Annotated in this window: 9 protein-coding genes; 5 read left to right on the top strand and 4 right to left on the bottom strand. The window is 72.1% G+C overall.

The features are described from left to right. Window positions 1-21 precede the first annotated feature (21 nt). Window positions 22-720: a GTP cyclohydrolase II gene (locus tag D4739_RS11790; protein ID WP_120060798.1), complete on the bottom strand. Its 699-nt coding sequence runs from the start codon at window positions 718-720 to the stop codon at window positions 22-24. A 131-nt stretch (window positions 721-851) separates the two neighbouring features. Here D4739_RS11790 and egtB point away from each other — a divergent pair, with 131 nt between their 5' ends. The 4 genes from egtB to D4739_RS11770 are packed head-to-tail and all read left to right on the top strand — an operon-like array spanning window position 852 to window position 4,309. Then, entirely contained in the window at window positions 852-2,165 is a 1,314-nt protein-coding gene (gene egtB, locus D4739_RS11785; RefSeq protein ID WP_238473628.1) for an ergothioneine biosynthesis protein EgtB, read from the top strand. A gap of 8 nt (window positions 2,166-2,173) precedes the next feature. Further along, entirely contained in the window at window positions 2,174-2,614 is a 441-nt protein-coding gene (locus tag D4739_RS11780) for a hypothetical protein (RefSeq protein WP_120060796.1), read from the top strand. Beyond that, a complete protein-coding gene (gene egtD / locus D4739_RS11775; RefSeq protein WP_120060795.1) occupies window positions 2,611-3,585 on the top strand; it encodes an L-histidine N(alpha)-methyltransferase in 975 nt (324 codons plus the stop codon). The genes D4739_RS11780 and egtD overlap by 4 nt, the downstream gene beginning before the upstream one ends. Before the next feature lie 10 nt (window positions 3,586-3,595). Next, window positions 3,596-4,309 (top strand): flavodoxin family protein, encoded by a 714-nt coding sequence (locus D4739_RS11770; protein WP_120060794.1) that lies wholly within the window; start codon window positions 3,596-3,598, stop codon window positions 4,307-4,309. A gap of 5 nt (window positions 4,310-4,314) precedes the next feature. Here the strand turns inward: D4739_RS11770 and D4739_RS11765 are convergent, their stop codons facing one another. Further along, window positions 4,315-5,139 (bottom strand): DUF3152 domain-containing protein, encoded by an 825-nt coding sequence (locus tag D4739_RS11765; RefSeq protein WP_220699283.1) that lies wholly within the window; start codon window positions 5,137-5,139, stop codon window positions 4,315-4,317. 93 nt (window positions 5,140-5,232) lie between these two features. Between D4739_RS11765 and D4739_RS11760 the strand changes: the two genes are divergently transcribed. After that, window positions 5,233-5,853: a TetR/AcrR family transcriptional regulator gene (locus tag D4739_RS11760; protein WP_182920400.1), complete on the top strand. Its 621-nt coding sequence runs from the start codon at window positions 5,233-5,235 to the stop codon at window positions 5,851-5,853. On the opposite strand, the gene acpS is transcribed toward D4739_RS11760, so the two are convergent. Beyond that, window positions 5,823-6,269: a holo-ACP synthase AcpS gene (acpS, locus tag D4739_RS11755; RefSeq protein ID WP_238473627.1), complete on the bottom strand. Its 447-nt coding sequence runs from the start codon at window positions 6,267-6,269 to the stop codon at window positions 5,823-5,825. The genes D4739_RS11760 and acpS overlap by 31 nt on opposite strands. Next, window positions 6,260-15,220 (bottom strand): type I polyketide synthase, encoded by an 8,961-nt coding sequence (locus tag D4739_RS11750; RefSeq protein ID WP_238473626.1) that lies wholly within the window; start codon window positions 15,218-15,220, stop codon window positions 6,260-6,262. Before D4739_RS11750 ends, acpS begins: the two co-directional genes overlap by 10 nt. Window position 15,221: the final 1 nt, after the last annotated feature.

Here is a 15,221-nt window from a genome sequence, read left to right as displayed (position 1 = left end):
GGGCCTCAGGCGATCCGGGCCTCACGCGATCCGGGACAGCGGGACCGTGGCACCCAGCTCGAGCGTGTGGTCGGTCTGGTCGCGCTTCGCACTCAGGTACGCCGCGTTGGCCGGCGAGAGGTGCACCCCCGTGACCACACGCTCGGTGACCTCGACGCCGTAGGCCTCCAGCTGGAGCGCCTTGTCGGGGTTGTTGCTCAGCAGGCGGATCCGGTCGGCGTCGAGGGCGGCAAGCATCTGGGCGGCGGCCGCGTAGTCCCGCTCGTCGTCGGCGTGACCGAGCGCGCGGTTCGCGGCGTACGTGTCGAGGCCGGCGTCCTGGAGGGCGTAGGCGTCGAGCTTCGCGTAGAGGCCGATGCCGCGGCCTTCCTGGCGCAGGTAGAGCAGGAACCCACCCTCGGAAGCGATCCGCTCCACTGCCTCCCGCAGCTGCGGACCGCAGTCGCAGCGCTGCGAGCCGAAGACGTCGCCGGTGAGGCACTCGCTGTGCGGACGCACGAGCGGCGCTGCACCACCGGCCGCCGAACGCAGGAGTGCTCCCTGCCAGTCGCCGAGCGCGAGCAGCAGGTGCTCCTTGCCATCGACGAGGCCGTCGAAGGTGTGCACCTGGGCCGACGTCGCGTAGCCGTCCGCGAACTCGAGCGGGACCGTGACGGACGTCCGGACACCTGCCGCAGGAAGCACAGGAGCAGGCGGCAGGGCAAGGCGGTCGAGGCTCATCGCGGGCTCCTGGTTGGGTCAGCCAATCAAAACGGATGACGCGTCAACGACACGGTCGAGGCGAGTTATTCCCCATGGCGCCGCCGGACAAACGTCTGTTCCGATGCGGAGCCAGGTGCAAGGATCGAGGCGTGGAACCCACTTCGACGCCCGCTGGCGAGGCCCACGACCTGGTCTCGCGTTACCGGGAAGTGCGTGCCTGGACCGAGCGGCTCGCGGCGCCGCTCTCCCCCGAGGACCAGACCGTCCAGTCGATGCCCGACGTGTCACCGACCAAGTGGCACCGCGCGCATGTGACCTGGTTCTTCGAGACCTTCGTGCTCGCGGAGAACGAGCCGGGCTTCTCGGCCTTCCAGGAGCAGTACTGGTTCCTCTTCAACAGCTACTACGAGGCGATCGGCCCGCGCTACTCCCGGCCGATGCGCGGTGTGATCAGCCGGCCGGGCGCGCACGATGTCGGCCGCTACCGGAGCAACGTCGACGACCGCATGTCCGACCTGCTCGACCGGGTCGACGAGGGCACGCTGGCCAAGATCGCCGCGACCGTCGAGCTCGGCTTCCACCACGAGCAGCAGCACCAGGAGCTGCTGCTGATGGACATCAAGCACGTGCTCTCGCTCAACCCGCTCCGCCCCGTGTACGCCGGGTCCCCGGCCGCCGCCACTCCGGCGACCCCGCTGAGCTGGCTCGACTTCGACGGCGGCCTGGTCGAGATCGGCCACGAGGGTAGTGCCGACAGGGGCGGGAGCTTCTGCTTCGACAACGAGCTGCCCCGGCACCAGCAGTGGCTCGCGTCGTACCGGCTCGCCGACAGGCTCGTCACCAACGGCGAGTGGATGGAGTTCATCGCGGATGGTGGCTACCGGCGGGCCGAGCTGTGGCTCTCCGACGGCTGGGGCCGGGTCAACGACGAGGGCTGGTGCGCGCCGTTCTACTGGTCGCAGATCGACGGCGTCTGGTTCGAGCACACGCTGCACGGCACCTGGCCTGTCGATCCGACGCTGCCCGTGTGCCACGTCAGCCACTACGAGGCCGATGCCTACGCGACCTGGGCGGGCAAGCGGCTGCCGACGGAGGCCGAGTGGGAGCACGCGGCCGCGCTGCAGGGCCCCCAGGAAGCGACGTCTCCACCTCGAGGAAGCGACGTGTCGACGGAGACGTGGCACCCGCGGGCCGCAGGTCCAGCCGACGGCACGCTGCGCCAGCTCTTCGGAGACTGCTGGGAGTGGACCTCCTCGGCCTATCTCCCCTATCCCGGATTCCGTCCGGCCCCGGGTGCGATCGGCGAGTACAACGGCAAGTTCATGTCCGGCCAGATGGTGCTGCGCGGCGGTTGTGCGCTGACTCCGCCCGGCCACGCCCGGGCCAGCTATCGCAACTTCTTCCCGGCCGGCGCGCGCTGGCCGGTGACCGGGGTCCGCCTGGCCGACGACGGTGGCCGATGAGCGGGTCGATGACTGGGGCCGTCGTCGCCTGCCGGCACCAGGCTGCTCTGGGAGCGGGCGCCGTCGCTGCGCTTCCCGCGCACGCCGACTGCGCACCGCCGGTGACCCGCGGGACCTGGCAGGTCGCCGCGCCCGGTCCGGTGGCGCCGGCCATCCTCGACGAGCTCGAGGCGGGCTGCTCCCTGGCTGGCGCACTCCTCCGCCTCGCTGACCGTGAGCCGGGCCGGCCGCTCGACGTGCTCGTCTCCGACGGAAGCCAGGTCGCCGCCTGCGGCACCGGACTCCACCTGCTCGACCTCGGCCGCGGGGAGTACGCAGTCAGCGCCATGCCGCCCGCACGCCATGACGAGCCGTGGGCTCCGGTCCCGGCCTGCGCCGTCATCCTGATCGACCCGTGCGGGGTCACCACCACGATCTTGCACCCGACTCCCCTGGAGCCCACCCGATGACGACCGTCCTCCTCGAGCCTGATGCCCTGCGCGAGGCGCTGGTCGCCGATGCACGCGCCGGCCTGACCGCCTCGCCGAAGTGGCTGCCGCCGAAGTACTTCTACGACGCCCGCGGCAGTGAGCTCTTCGAGGAGATCACCCGCCTTCCGGAGTACTACCCGACCCGGACCGAGCGCTCCCTGCTCGCCGAGGTCGCCCCCGAGATCGCTGCTGCTGCAGGGGCCGAGGTCCTCCTCGAGCTCGGTTCGGGTTCGTCGGAGAAGACCGGCTACCTGCTCGACGCGCTGGCTGGCGCGGGCCGGCTCGCGGCCTACGTGCCTGTCGATGTCAGCTCCGCAGCGCTGCGCGGAGCGGTTGCTGAGCTCCAGGTCAGCCGTCCGGAGCTGCCGGTCATCGACGTCGTCGCCGACTTCGAGCACCACCTCGCCGACCTGCCCGCTCCCGGCCGGCGCCTGGTCGCCTTCCTCGGCAGCACGATCGGCAACTTCGCGCCGATCGAGCGCGCGTCGTTCCTGCGCGGGCTTGCCGACGCTCTCTCGCCCGGTGAGTCGCTCCTGCTCGGCCTCGACCTGGTCAAGGACCCGCGGCGCCTCGTCGCGGCGTACGACGACTCTGCGGGCGTCACCGCGGACTTCAACCGCAACGTGCTGCGCGTCCTGAACCGTGAGCTCGAGGCCGACTTCAACGTCGACGCGTTCGAGCACGTCGCGGTGTGGGACGCCCGGAACGAGTGGATGGAGATGCGCCTGCGCGCAACCCGCCCCATGACGGTGCGCCTCGCGGGCCTCGACCTCACCATCGAGCTGGCCGCAGACGAGGAGATCCGCACCGAGATCTCCGCCAAGTTCCGCCGTGAGCGGATCTCGCCCGAGCTGGCAGCTGCCGGGCTCGACCTCGTCGGCTGGTGGACGGACGCCGATGGCGACTACGCCCTCGCGCTCGCCCGGGTCAGCGACTCCCCCACGAGCTGAGGAGGCCGCCATGAGCGCGCCCGACTTCACCGGCCTCAAGGCCATGTTCATCAACTGCACCCTCAAGAAGAGCCCCGAGATCAGCAACACCGAGGGGCTGGTCGATGCGAGCGCGGCGATCATGCGCAAGCACGGCGTCGAGGTCGAGGTGCTGCGCGCGATCGACCACCCGATCGCCACCGGGGTGTACCCGGACATGCGCGAGCACGGCTGGGAGGTCGATGCCTGGCCGGAGATCTATCCGCGACTGCTGGCCTCCGACATCCTCGTGCTGGCCGGCCCGATCTGGCTGGGCGACAACTCCAGCGTGATGAAGCAGGTCATCGAGCGCCTCTACGCACTCTCCGGGATGCTCAACGACAAGGGTCAGTACCTCTACTACGGCCGCGTCGGTGGCTGCCTGATCACCGGCAACGAGGACGGCATCAAGCACTGCGCCCAGAACGTCCTCTACTCCATGCAGCACGTCGGCTACACGATCCCACCGAACGCCGACGCCGGCTGGATCGGCGAGGCCGGCCCCGGCCCCTCCTACCTCGACCCGGGCAGCGGCGGCCCCGAGAACGACTTCACCAACCGCAACACCACCTTCATGACCTGGAACCTCATGCACCTCGCGCAGATGCTGAAGAGCGCAGGCGGGGTTCCGAACCACGGCAACTCTCGCGAGGAGTGGAACGCCGGGGCCCGGTTCGACTTCGAGAACCCCGAGTACCGCTCCTGACCCGATTACTCGAGCTCGGACGCCGTTGGCCAGGGGTTGGCCTTGCAGCCCTGGAGCCCGAGGGTCTGCTGGTGCATGACGGGGGCTGGCTCACCCCTGCCCGGGCAGCCGACGTGGCCGAAGCCGAGGAAGTGGCCGGTCTCGTGGTTGACGACGTAGTTCCGGTACGCCGCGAGGTCGCCGTCGTAGCTCCTGGCTCCGCGCCACCAGCGCCAGGCGTTGATAACGACGTCGTCGCCGTTGCGGCAGGAGACGCGGCCCTTGGTGTCGAGCGGGGCGCAGAGGCGGTCGACCGTGTCGGGGGACGCGAGCACGATGCGGAAGTCGGCCTCGCCCTCGACCCGCGACAAGCGGTGGCTCGGGTCGGCGGTCCATCCCCTCGGGTCGGAAAGGGTCCGGTCGACGGCACGGGCGAATCCCGCGGCGTCGTAGGGCAGGCCACGTTCGACCTCGACCCGGTAGGTCAGCGCGCCGGACTCGGCCGCCCTGCCGGAACGCACAGGGGCGACGGCGAACCTGCCCGACGCGTGCTGCGGCACCGGGGGCGTCCCGGAGTCCGCGGGTGACTTCGCGGGGCGGAGGTAGGGCCTGCCGGCTGCCTCGTCGATGAGGCGTGAGGCAGCGCCTTCGGCGGCCTGGCCGGCGGCGTCCACCGCACCCTTCGCCAGCACGGGAACACCGCCCGGCTTCTCGACCAGCACGACCGCGGCGCCGCCGAGTCCCACCACATGGATGGCCGCGAGGGCGAGGAACAGCCGGAGCTTGCGGCGGCGCGGGGCGCGCTGACGGTGCGACGTGACCGTCGCCCGGGATGCCCGCCAGACCCGCATCCAGCGAGTCTAGACCGCAGTCATCATGAGAGAGACCTCATGTTCTGTCGCAGCCTTCACCCCGAGAGGGATTCTTCCCATTAGGCTCGTGGTGTGACGACAGAAATCCTCGAGCCGCGGCGCCGCCCCTCCCAGGAGCGCAGCCACGTGAAGTTCGACCACCTGCTCAGGGTGTCGCGCGAGCTCCTGATCGAGGTCGGCTTCGAGTCGTTCACCTGTGAGGAGGTGGCGCACCGGGCCAGCCTCCCGATCGGCACGCTCTACCAGTTCTTCGCGAACAAGTACGTCATCGTGTGCGAGCTCGACCGCGTCGACGCTGTCGCCGTGCGCGAGGAGATCCACGCGCTTGCCGAGCAGCTGCCCACGCTTGACTGGCTCAAGCTGCTCAACCAGCTGCTCGAGCATCTGGTCACGCTGTGGCGCACCGACCCCTCACGACGGGCCGTCTGGCACGCCGTGCAGTCAACGCCCGCGACCCGTGCGACCGCAGCGGTCACCGAGCGCGAGGTTGCCGCCGATGTGGCGCGCGTGCTCGCGCCGCTGACGCCCGGCACGCCTCGTGACCGTCGGCGGATCATCGCCGAGGTGCTCGTCCACGTGACGTACTCGATGCTCAACTTCTCGATCCGCGACGGCCAGTCCCACGACGAAGCGGTGATCGAGCTCAAGCGGCTGCTCGCCAGCTACCTCGTGGCTGCCGAGAGCACGACGTAGGCGATCGCGTAGTCACCGTCGTGTGACAACGAGAGATCGAGCCGGAAGCCCGCGAGGTGTCGGCTGACCGCACCGGCCAGCACGAGACGCGGCCGGCCCCAGGCGTCGCACGCGACGGAGATGTCGCGCAACGCCTCGTCCCCGAGCACCGGCGGATAGCCGTGCAGGGCCGACGACCAGGCCTTGACCACGGCCTCGCGTGCCGCCCAACGAGCCGCCCAGTGCCGGGGGTGGTCATCGCCGCGCGAGCCGACGTCGGCCCGCTCCCCCGACGTGAACACGTCAGGGAAGCGGGAACCGGGCTGACCAAGCTGCTCGGCGAAGGAGGGGACGTGGACCAGGTCCACGCCCACCCCCACGACACCGGTCAGGCCTGCGACGTCCGGGCTCTCGCCCGCGCCAGGGTTCAGCGGCACTCGAACCGACCGTCCGCAGCCAGCCGCGCGTTCGGGTCGAGCAGCAGAGCCGCCTCGTTCTCCTTGCGTTCGCCGGCTGCACCGTCGCCCAGGCGGCGGTCCGTCGTCTTCACGAAGCCCGGCTCGCCGAGCATCACCCGGGTGGTGGTCAGCGCGCCCTCGGTCTCGCGGCGGCGAGCGGAGGCGACGTACGCCGCGCGCTCGTCGGCCGGCAGTGACGCGATGAACACGTCCGGGTGCGCGATCGCCAGCAGACCGGCGACATGGCCGAAGCCGAGGCTCGTGACCAGGCCCGCCTTGAGCGGACCGGTCGCCAGCGGGCTGCGGGGCCAGACCAGGTGCGGGTGCTTCGCGAGCTCCGGGTCGACGCAGTCCAGGGCGCGGTTGGGCGGAAGGACACCCTCACGCAGGACCTGGCACAGGCCGATCACCTGGAACGCCGCAGCGCCACCCTTGGCGTGACCGGTCAGCGACTTCTGCGACACGACGTACAGGGGGTTGCCCTCGGAGCGACCCAGCGCGGCGGCGAGCCGCTCGTGCAGGTCGGACTCGTTGGGGTCGTTGGCGTTGGTCGAGGTGTCGTGCTTGCTCACCAGACCCACGTCGTCGGCACCGAGGCCGAGCTCCCCGAGCGCCTTCGCCAGCGGCGACTCCTTGCGACCGAGACCAGCCGCGAGGGCACCGATGCCCGGGGCGGGGATCGAGGTGTGGATGCCGTCGGCGAACGACGCGGCGTAGGCCACGACACCGAGGACCGGCAGGCCCATGCGGGCCGCCACGTCACCGCGGGCCAGCAGGATCGTGCCGCCACCCTGCGACTCGACGAAACCACCACGACGGCGGTCGTTGGGCCGGCTGATGTGGCGGATGTCGATGCCCTGGTCGAGCATCGCCTGGGTGTCGGCCGTGGCCGACATGGCGGCGAAGCCGACGATGCCCTCCGTGCCCAGGTCGTCGAAGCCACCGGCCACGACCACGTCCGCCTTGCCGACCTTGATCTTGTCGACGCCCTCCTCGATGGAGACCGCGGTCGTCGCGCAGGCGGCGACCGGGTGGATCATCGCGCCGTAGCTGCCGACGTACGACTGGACGACGTGGGCGGCGATGACGTTGGGCAGGGCCTCCTGGAGGAGGTCGTTGGCGACGCTCTCGCCGAGCAGGTTGTCGATGTAGAGCGACTGCATGGAGGTCATGCCACCGAGGCCGGTGCCCTGGGTGTTGGCCACCCGGGCGGGGTGGACCCAACGCATCAGCTCGGCCGGCGTGAAGCCGCTCGAGAGGAAGGCGTCCACCGTGCAGACCAGGTTCCACAGCGCCACGCGGTCGACCGACTCGAGCATCTCGGCAGGGATGCCCCACACACCGGGGTCGAACCCGGTCGGGATCTGGCCACCCGCGGTGCGGGTGATTTCGACCCGCCGCGGCACCCGGACCTCGGTGCCTGCCTTGCGGGTCACCAGCCAGCCACCGTCCGCCGTCGGGGCGGCGGTCGTCTGTGCCGGGTTGGCAGCGACGAAGGCGCGTGCCTCCGCCTCGCTCTCCACGCGGAAGGTCAGGTCCTGGTCGAGGAAGACCTGCGCCATGAGCGGCGCGGTGTTGTCGACCATGGTGCCGTCGTCGCCGTAGGTGCGGATGCCCGCACGCTCGACGACGGTGTCGTGGTAGCGGTCGCGGATCTCCTGCTCGGCGACGGCGTCGCCGCTCTCCACGTCGTACCAGGAGGAGCCCTGTGCATCCCAGCGGACCAGGCCGGTGGACCAGGCGAGCTCGAGCACGCCGGCGGCGGAGAGGCCGTCCCCGACCTCGACCTGGTGCCGGGTGCGGGACGAGCCCCACGGACCGAGCTCGCCGGCACCGACGATGACCACGAGGTCCTCGGGGGCGGCGGGCACGTCGGCAAGGTCGATCGAGGAGTACGCCGGGAGCTGGGCGGGCGAGGACGGAAGCGCGTCGATGGTGACCGTCTCAGCGACCTCGACCTCCTCCGCGGCGGCAGCGGCCATGGCCTTCTGTGCCTCGGCCGCGACGTCGCGGAGGTTGACGTTCTCCAGGCCCTCGGCGAGGTCCAGGTGGAGCGGACGCTCGGCAGCGGACTCGCGGGCAGCGGTGGTGCAGAGCGCGAGCAGCTCGGCGGCCATCGTGTCGGGGGTCCAGACCTTGACGCCGGCGTTGCGGACGGCGGTGACCATGGCGTCGTTGGCGCCCATCAGACCGGTGCCCGCCACCCAGCCGATGATGGCGTGGGCCAGGGTGACCCGCTCGGGCCAGCCGGACTCGGAGCTCCACTTGGCGACCATGGCGTCGAGCGCGGCCTTGGCCTCGCCGTAGGCACCGTCGCCACCGAAGATGCCGCGGTTGGGCGAGCCCGGGAGCACGACGTGGACGCGGTTGCGGCCCCAGTCGGCACCGACGAGGCGCTCGACCGACCACAGCAGGATGCGGGCCTGCAGCTCGGCCTTGCCGCCCGCCTCGGCGAGGTCACCCATGACCGGGCCGGCAGCGAACGGGAAGAGCAGGGTCGGGTGCAGCGCCGGCTTGACGACCTCGGTCGTCGGGCCGAGGCGGCGGGTCTGCTCGGAGGTGACCCAGGCGACCAGCGCGTCCACGTCGGCGTACGACGCGAGGTTGGCCGGGACGACCCAGAGCGACGCACCGACGCGGGCGTGGGTGCGGTAGAGCTCCTTGAACCAGGCCAGACGCTTGCCGTCCAGGTTGGAGGTCGTGGCGACGACCGTCGCGCCACCGGCGAGGAGGTCCTCGACGATCGCGGAGGCGATCGAGCCCTTGCTGGCGCCGGTGACGACAGCGACCTCGTCGGCCCAGACACCGCGGGTGGTGTCCTCGGCCTGCGTGGCGAGGTCGTCGAGACCGAGCCAGCGGGCCTGGGCGGCGACGATCGGGCCGGCACCGGTCACGGCGGCGTCGGAGAGCTGGCCGGTGGCGACGCGGGCGACGTCCTCACGGGCGGACGCCCAGCGGTCGTCGAGCAGCACGGCACGGCCGGCGTCGAAGGCCGGGGCGGTCAGGTTCAGCCACTCGGAGCCGAGCTCGACCTCGATGCGGTCGAGCGCGGCGCGCGCCTCGGCGGTGTCCTCGGCGACGGCTGCCGCAGGGGCGTCCTCGCCGAGCTGGGCGAGCAGGTGCCGGGCGGTCGAGGCAAGGGCGCTGGTGATGCCACCGGTGACCCCGGCCAGAGCGGCAGCGTCGAGGGTGACCTCGCCACCCCCACCTGCGGAAGGCAGGCTCACCGAGACGCCCTGGCGGGCGGCGACGGCGGCGACGGCGGCGTCGATCAGGCCGTCGAGCTCGGCAGCGGAACCGGGCACCGTGAGCGTGGCCAGGTCACCGCCGCGCACGCTGGCACCCTCGCGGGTGCCGGCGGCGACCTCGACGAGCGTGTGCAGCGCCCAGCCCTCACCGAGCTGCCAGGCACCAGTCACGCGGTCGGCGATCGCGGACTGGCGAGCACCCAGCGGGCCGAGCACCTTGCGCAGGTGGTCGCCGGTCGCGGCGGAGAGCACCGGACCGAGCGGGCGGTAGCCACGCGAGAGGCCGTTGACCTGGGCGCAGAGCGTCGGCAGGTCGGCCTCGGCCGCACCGTCGATCGCACCGAGGCTGAGCTCGGCACCGAGGTCGACGAGCAGCTGGTTGCGGCGCGAGGAGGCGCCATCGGTGAGCGACTCGATGGAGTCGGCGTCACCGAGCTGGTCCGGGCGGACCTTGGTCCACCAGGCCAGAAGCAGCCGGGTCGCGTCCGCGCCGACGAAGGGGATGTCAGCGGGACGCGGCCCGCCCGACGCCGCAGGCGCCGGGGTTGCCGGGACGAGGGAGGGAGATCCACCCGGCACCGTCGCAGCGGATGCGGGGACATCCGGCGACGCCTCGTCGGTCTCGGGGAGATCGACGGGGTCTTCATCACGAGCGAACACCACGAGGGCGTCGCGCTCGACGTTCAGCACCTCGACCGGACCGGCCAGGGTGCGGCGTACCTCGGGAAGCTTGAGCGTCGCCGAGGCGAGGTTGGCGACGGTGGGCGCGCGGCCCACGCCGACCTCGATGATCCGCTCGACACCGAGGCCACCGTCGGCGGCGTCGGCCACGAACAGGTCCTGGGTCTCGATCCAGCGCACCGGGCTGGCGAACTGCCAGGCCAGCAGCTCGATCAGCACGAGGCGGCACAACTCTTCGGGCCTCTGCGACCAGGTGGCCCAGTTGGCGAGCGCCTCCTCGATGCGGACCGCGGGCGCGACCTCGAGGATCGACTCGAGGAACGGCTTGTCGAGCGCGAACGGTCGCGCCACGAGGTTCGGCACGTAGCGGCCGAGGAGCGGCGACGGGTCGACCGTCGGCGGCAGCAGCTCGCCGAGCTTGGCGCGGAAGTCGTCGACGCCGCCGCGCAGGACGCCCGAGTGGAACGGCACGTCCACACCCGGAACGACGATGTACGACGCCTTGCCGCCGACTGCGGCGCGACGACGCTCGATCTCCTCCTCGAGGACCTCGAGTCCGGCGACGGTTCCGGCGATGGCGTACTGCGAACCGCGGAGGTTGTAGTTGGCGATCTCGAGGAACTCGCCGCTCTCGGCAGCGACACCCTCGACGAACGCGCGGACGTCAGCGTCGGCAACGCCGAACTGGGCCGGACGGATCGCCGCGAGGCGGTAGTTGCTGCGGCCCTTCTCGTCGCGCGGGACCAGCGTGTGCATGACGGAGCCGCGCTGGAAGACCACCTCGACGACGGCCTCGAGCGAGAGGACGCCCGAGACGGCAGCGAGCGCGTTGTACTCACCGACGGAGTGGCCGGCGATGATCGCGTCGTCGACGGCGACTCCGGCCTCGACCAGCTCCGCCATCTGGGCGGCCGCGAGGACCGCCATGCCGACCTGGGTGAACTGGGTCAGGAAGAGGACGCCATCGGGGTGGCTGTGGACGCCGTCGAAGGCGACGAGCTCGGTCGGGTTGTCACGGACGACCTCGAGCACCGAGAAGCCGAGCACCTTGCGGGTGTGGTCGTCGGCGCGGTCCCAGATGGCCTTGGCAGCCTTGCTGCGGCGGTAGCCCTCCATGCCCATGCCGGCGTGCTGGATGCCCTGTCCCGGGAAGACGTACGCGGTGCGGGCAGCCGCCAGACGTGCGGTCGCGAGCAGCACGAGGTCGCCGTCGACGCGGGCGCTGACCTCGACCACCTCGACACCGGCGTCGATGCCGACGCGGTGGGCGGTGATCTCGACGGAGGCGCCGGGGCGGACCGGGGCGAGGAAGCGGGCGGTCCAGCCGGTCAGAGCCCGGCCGGTCTGCTCCATGACGACGCGCTGGCTGACCGCGGAGATCCACATGCCGTGGACGATCGGCCCGCCGAGGCCGGCAAGGGCAGCGGCTGCGGTGCTGGTGTGGATCGGGTTGTGGTCGCCGGTGACGCTGGCGAACGTGCGCAGGTCGGAGGGCGCGGTGACGGTCGCGTGGGCCCGCCGACGACGCTCGGCCTTGCGCTCGTCGGTCACTGCGCCGCCGGCCCGCTCGGGGTCGGCGAGGGCGACGGCACCCGTGCGGCCGCGGATCGCGAACCGCTCGACGAGGGTGGCGACCGGCTCCCCCGAACCGGTCGCCACGTCGACGTCCACCGTGACGACTCGGCCGACCTCGGTGTCGACGACGCTGCGGATCTGCACGTCGACGTCGAGGTCGGTTGCGTCCACGGGGACCGAGCCGATCAGCGCGTGGTCGAGGTGGACCAGGTCGAGCATGCCCTCGACGACGTCGGGGCGCTGCGCGAGCGCACCGAAGACGGACGGCCAGACCAGGCCGACGAGCGCATCGGGGACGACGGCCGTTGCCGGCCCACCAGCGGCGGTCGCGGCGGCGTGCTCGGCGCCGGTGGTCGGCTCCCAGCGGGCGACACCTGCGGACGGACCGCCGGCGGCGAGCTCGAGGAGCGCGGTCATCTCGGATGCCGGGTTGAGCACCACCGGAGCGGCACCGGCGGCGACGTCGGCACCGGCAGCGATGCGGAAGCGGAGGACGGTGGCGCCGACGGGCACCTCCAGGACGGCCACGTCGCCTTCGCCCGTGAGCACCGAGCCGGTGGCGGGGTGCTCGGCACGCGCGGGGTGGACGACGAGCCAGTCGTCGCCCAACCGGCGTACGGGGTTGATGACGGTGCGCCCGGCCCAGACGGCGTCCGGGGCGGCGAGCACGAGCGAGACGGCGCCCGTCGTGTCGGGGGCGCGACGCAGGCCGGCCACGGCAGCGGGAGCTCCGTCGATGGTGTCGACGACGGCCTCGAGGATGCCCGCCTCGAAGCGGCGGAGCAGGTCGGCGACGGGCTCGTCGACGCGGGTGATGCCCGCAACAGCGACCGGACCCGGGATCACCGAGACGGCGTCGGCCGGGAAGCGCGGGTCGTGCGACTGCCACAGGGAGTCGGCGCGCCACCAGCGGCGTACGTCGGCGTCGATGACGGGGACGAACGGCACCGGCTTGCCGGCGCGGCGGCAGACCGTGACGAAGAACGGGACGTCGGCGGGGTGCAGCTGCACCTCGTCCAGAGCCGGGTACGCCGCGCGGAGGGCGTCGAGCGCCGCGGCACCGTCCTCGACGTCGGCCGACGTCGGGAAGAGCGTGGCGATCGGGCCGTTGTCGGCGTCGGCGAGGCGGGCCTCGGCACGCTGAACGAGCGCGTGGAACCGGTCGCGGATCGTCACGTCGAGCCACTCGGGACCGGCCGCGGAGACGGGGGCCGAGAGCTCCAGGTAGCGCGCCAGCCAGGTGCCGTAGCTCATCGTGGCGACGTCGCCGAAGTAGGGCTTGGCGGTCAGGTCGAGCAGCTCGGCGATCTCGTGACGCCGGGCCGCGACGGCCTTGGCGTCGCCGGCGACCTCGTCGAGGATGCGGCCGACCTTGGCGGAGGTGTTCTCGACCTCGTGAATCGAGGCGCCGAGCTGGCTGCGCCCGGACGTCATGCCGCCGTCGACGGCGCCGTCCTCGAGCCAGATCGGGGTGCCGGGGGTGTCGACCAGCAGCTGCTTGACGGCCGGCGAGGTGGTCGCCTCGAGCGTGGCCATCGCGGCGGTGCCGACCAGGATGCCGTCGAGCGGCATCGCGGGACGGCCGTGGCCGATCGACCACGAACCGGTCACGTAGGACGCGGCGCTCTCGGGGGTGCCGATGCCGCCGCCGACGCAGACGACGACGTTGGCGCGGCGGCGCAGGTCGGCGTACGTCGTGAGGAGGAGCGCGTCGAGGTCCTCCCAGCTGTGGTGGCCACCGGCCTTGCCACCCTCGACCTGGATGATCACGGGGACGGGAGCGACCTCGTCGGCGATGGCGAGGACCTTCTTGATCTGGGCCACGGTGCCGGGCTTGAAGACGACGTACTCGATGCCGCCCTCACGGAGCTCGTGGATCAGCGCGACCGCGTCCTCGATCTCGGGCACACCGGCGGTGACGATGACCGCGTCGATGGCGGCACCGGCCGCGCGGGCCTTCTGGACGAGGCGGTTGCCACCGAGCTGGAGCTTCCACAGGTAGGGGTCGAGCAGGAGCGCGTTGAACGCGGCGGTGCGTCCGGGCTCGAGCATGCTGCCGAGGCGCTCGAGGTTCTCGGCGAAGATCTCCTCGGTGACCTGGCCACCTCCGGCGAGCTCGGCCCAGAAGCCGGCGTTGGCGGCCGCGGCGACGATGGCGGGGTCGACCGTGGTCGGCGTCATGCCGGCCAGGATGATCGGCGAGCGGCCGGTCAGGCGGGTGAAGCGGGTCTCGACGCGGCGGGTGCCGTCGGGCAGGGCCACGACCTCGGGGGCGAAGCTCGTCCAGGCGGCAGTGCGGCGCGGAGCCGCACCAGCGACGGTGAGCTCGCGCAGGCCGCGGGGCGTCGTCGGGGCGACGATGCCGATGCCGTGCGCGCGGGCGGTGCCTGCCGAGATCTGGCTGGCCAGGTTGACCGGGCCGAGGTCGAGCAGCCAGCGGGCGCCGGCGTCGGCGACGGTCTCGACCTGCGCGGGCCAGTCGATCGGCTCGACGAGCGAGCGGTGGGCGAGGTCACGGGCCCAGTCGGCGTCGAGGCCGCAGCGGACGGCCCACTCGACGGTCAGGTCGACGGCCTCGGCGAACTCGGGGTGGTGGTAAGCAGCGCGAGCGAGGACCGGGTCGACGGTGACGTCGTCACCGAGTGCCTGGCGCAGCCGCTCCTGGCCGACGACCGGGCCGGAGACGACCGTGGACGAAGGACCGTTGACGATCGCGGCGACGAGGCGGCTCGAGGCGGGCAGTCCGTCGATGGCCTCCTGCACCTCGGCGTGAGGAAGCGGGACGGCGACGAGGCACTCCCCCAGGAGACCACGTCGTACGCCGACGACCTCGGCTGCCGCACCGATCAGGCGGGAGAGCGCGAGTACGTCGGCTTCGTCGGCACCGTCGATGACGGAGATCGGGAGGCAACCCTGCGAGTGGCCGATCTTGGCCACGGCACCGCGCGGGTCGAGACCCATGTCGCGCAGCGCGTGGAGGGCACCGAGGTGGCTGAGCGTGATGCCGGGCAGCGACCGGGACGGCGAGAGGAGGCGCTCACGCGAGGGGATCTCGGGAGCGTCCTCGACCTCGGCGGAGTGGGACTCGACGACCGCGTCGAGCCACGCCACCGGCCGGAAGTCCGCATCCGCGCGGAGCAGCTCGGCCGCAACGGGTGCGAGGCGGGCCTCGGCGGCGGTGACGATCGGACCGAGCTCGAGGCGGTGCACGCGCACCAGCTCCGCGAGCGGCTCGAGCCAGTCGGCGCCCTGGCCACCGAAGGCAACGGCAAAGGGAGTGCCGGCCGCAAGGCGGTCGAGCAGGCGCTTGCCGGTGTGGTCGGGAAGTCCGTTGGAGGCACCGTTGGAGGCGCCGTTGACCGAAGTCGTGGAGGAACCGGAGGCGGTGTCAATGGCCGTGGTGGCGAGAGCGGTGTCTGGGGTCACG

Source organism: Nocardioides cavernaquae (genome assembly GCF_003600895.1).
Lineage (GTDB): Bacteria > Actinomycetota > Actinomycetes > Propionibacteriales > Nocardioidaceae > Nocardioides > Nocardioides cavernaquae.
Note: the sequence above shows the minus strand (reverse complement) of the source record. Positions and strands in the feature narration are given on the sequence as shown.

What these genes read in the sequence shown, in the direction of transcription:
- D4739_RS11790 (WP_120060798.1), bottom strand. Translation starts at nt 720, where the DNA reads ATGAGCCTCGACCGCCTTGCCCTGCCGCCTGCTCCTGTGCTTCCTGCG.
- D4739_RS11780 (WP_120060796.1), top strand. Translation starts at nt 2,174, where the DNA reads ATGACTGGGGCCGTCGTCGCCTGCCGGCACCAGGCTGCTCTGGGAGCG.
- egtD (WP_120060795.1), top strand. Translation starts at nt 2,611, where the DNA reads ATGACGACCGTCCTCCTCGAGCCTGATGCCCTGCGCGAGGCGCTGGTC.
- D4739_RS11770 (WP_120060794.1), top strand. Translation starts at nt 3,596, where the DNA reads ATGAGCGCGCCCGACTTCACCGGCCTCAAGGCCATGTTCATCAACTGC.
- D4739_RS11765 (WP_220699283.1), bottom strand. Translation starts at nt 5,139, where the DNA reads ATGCGGGTCTGGCGGGCATCCCGGGCGACGGTCACGTCGCACCGTCAG.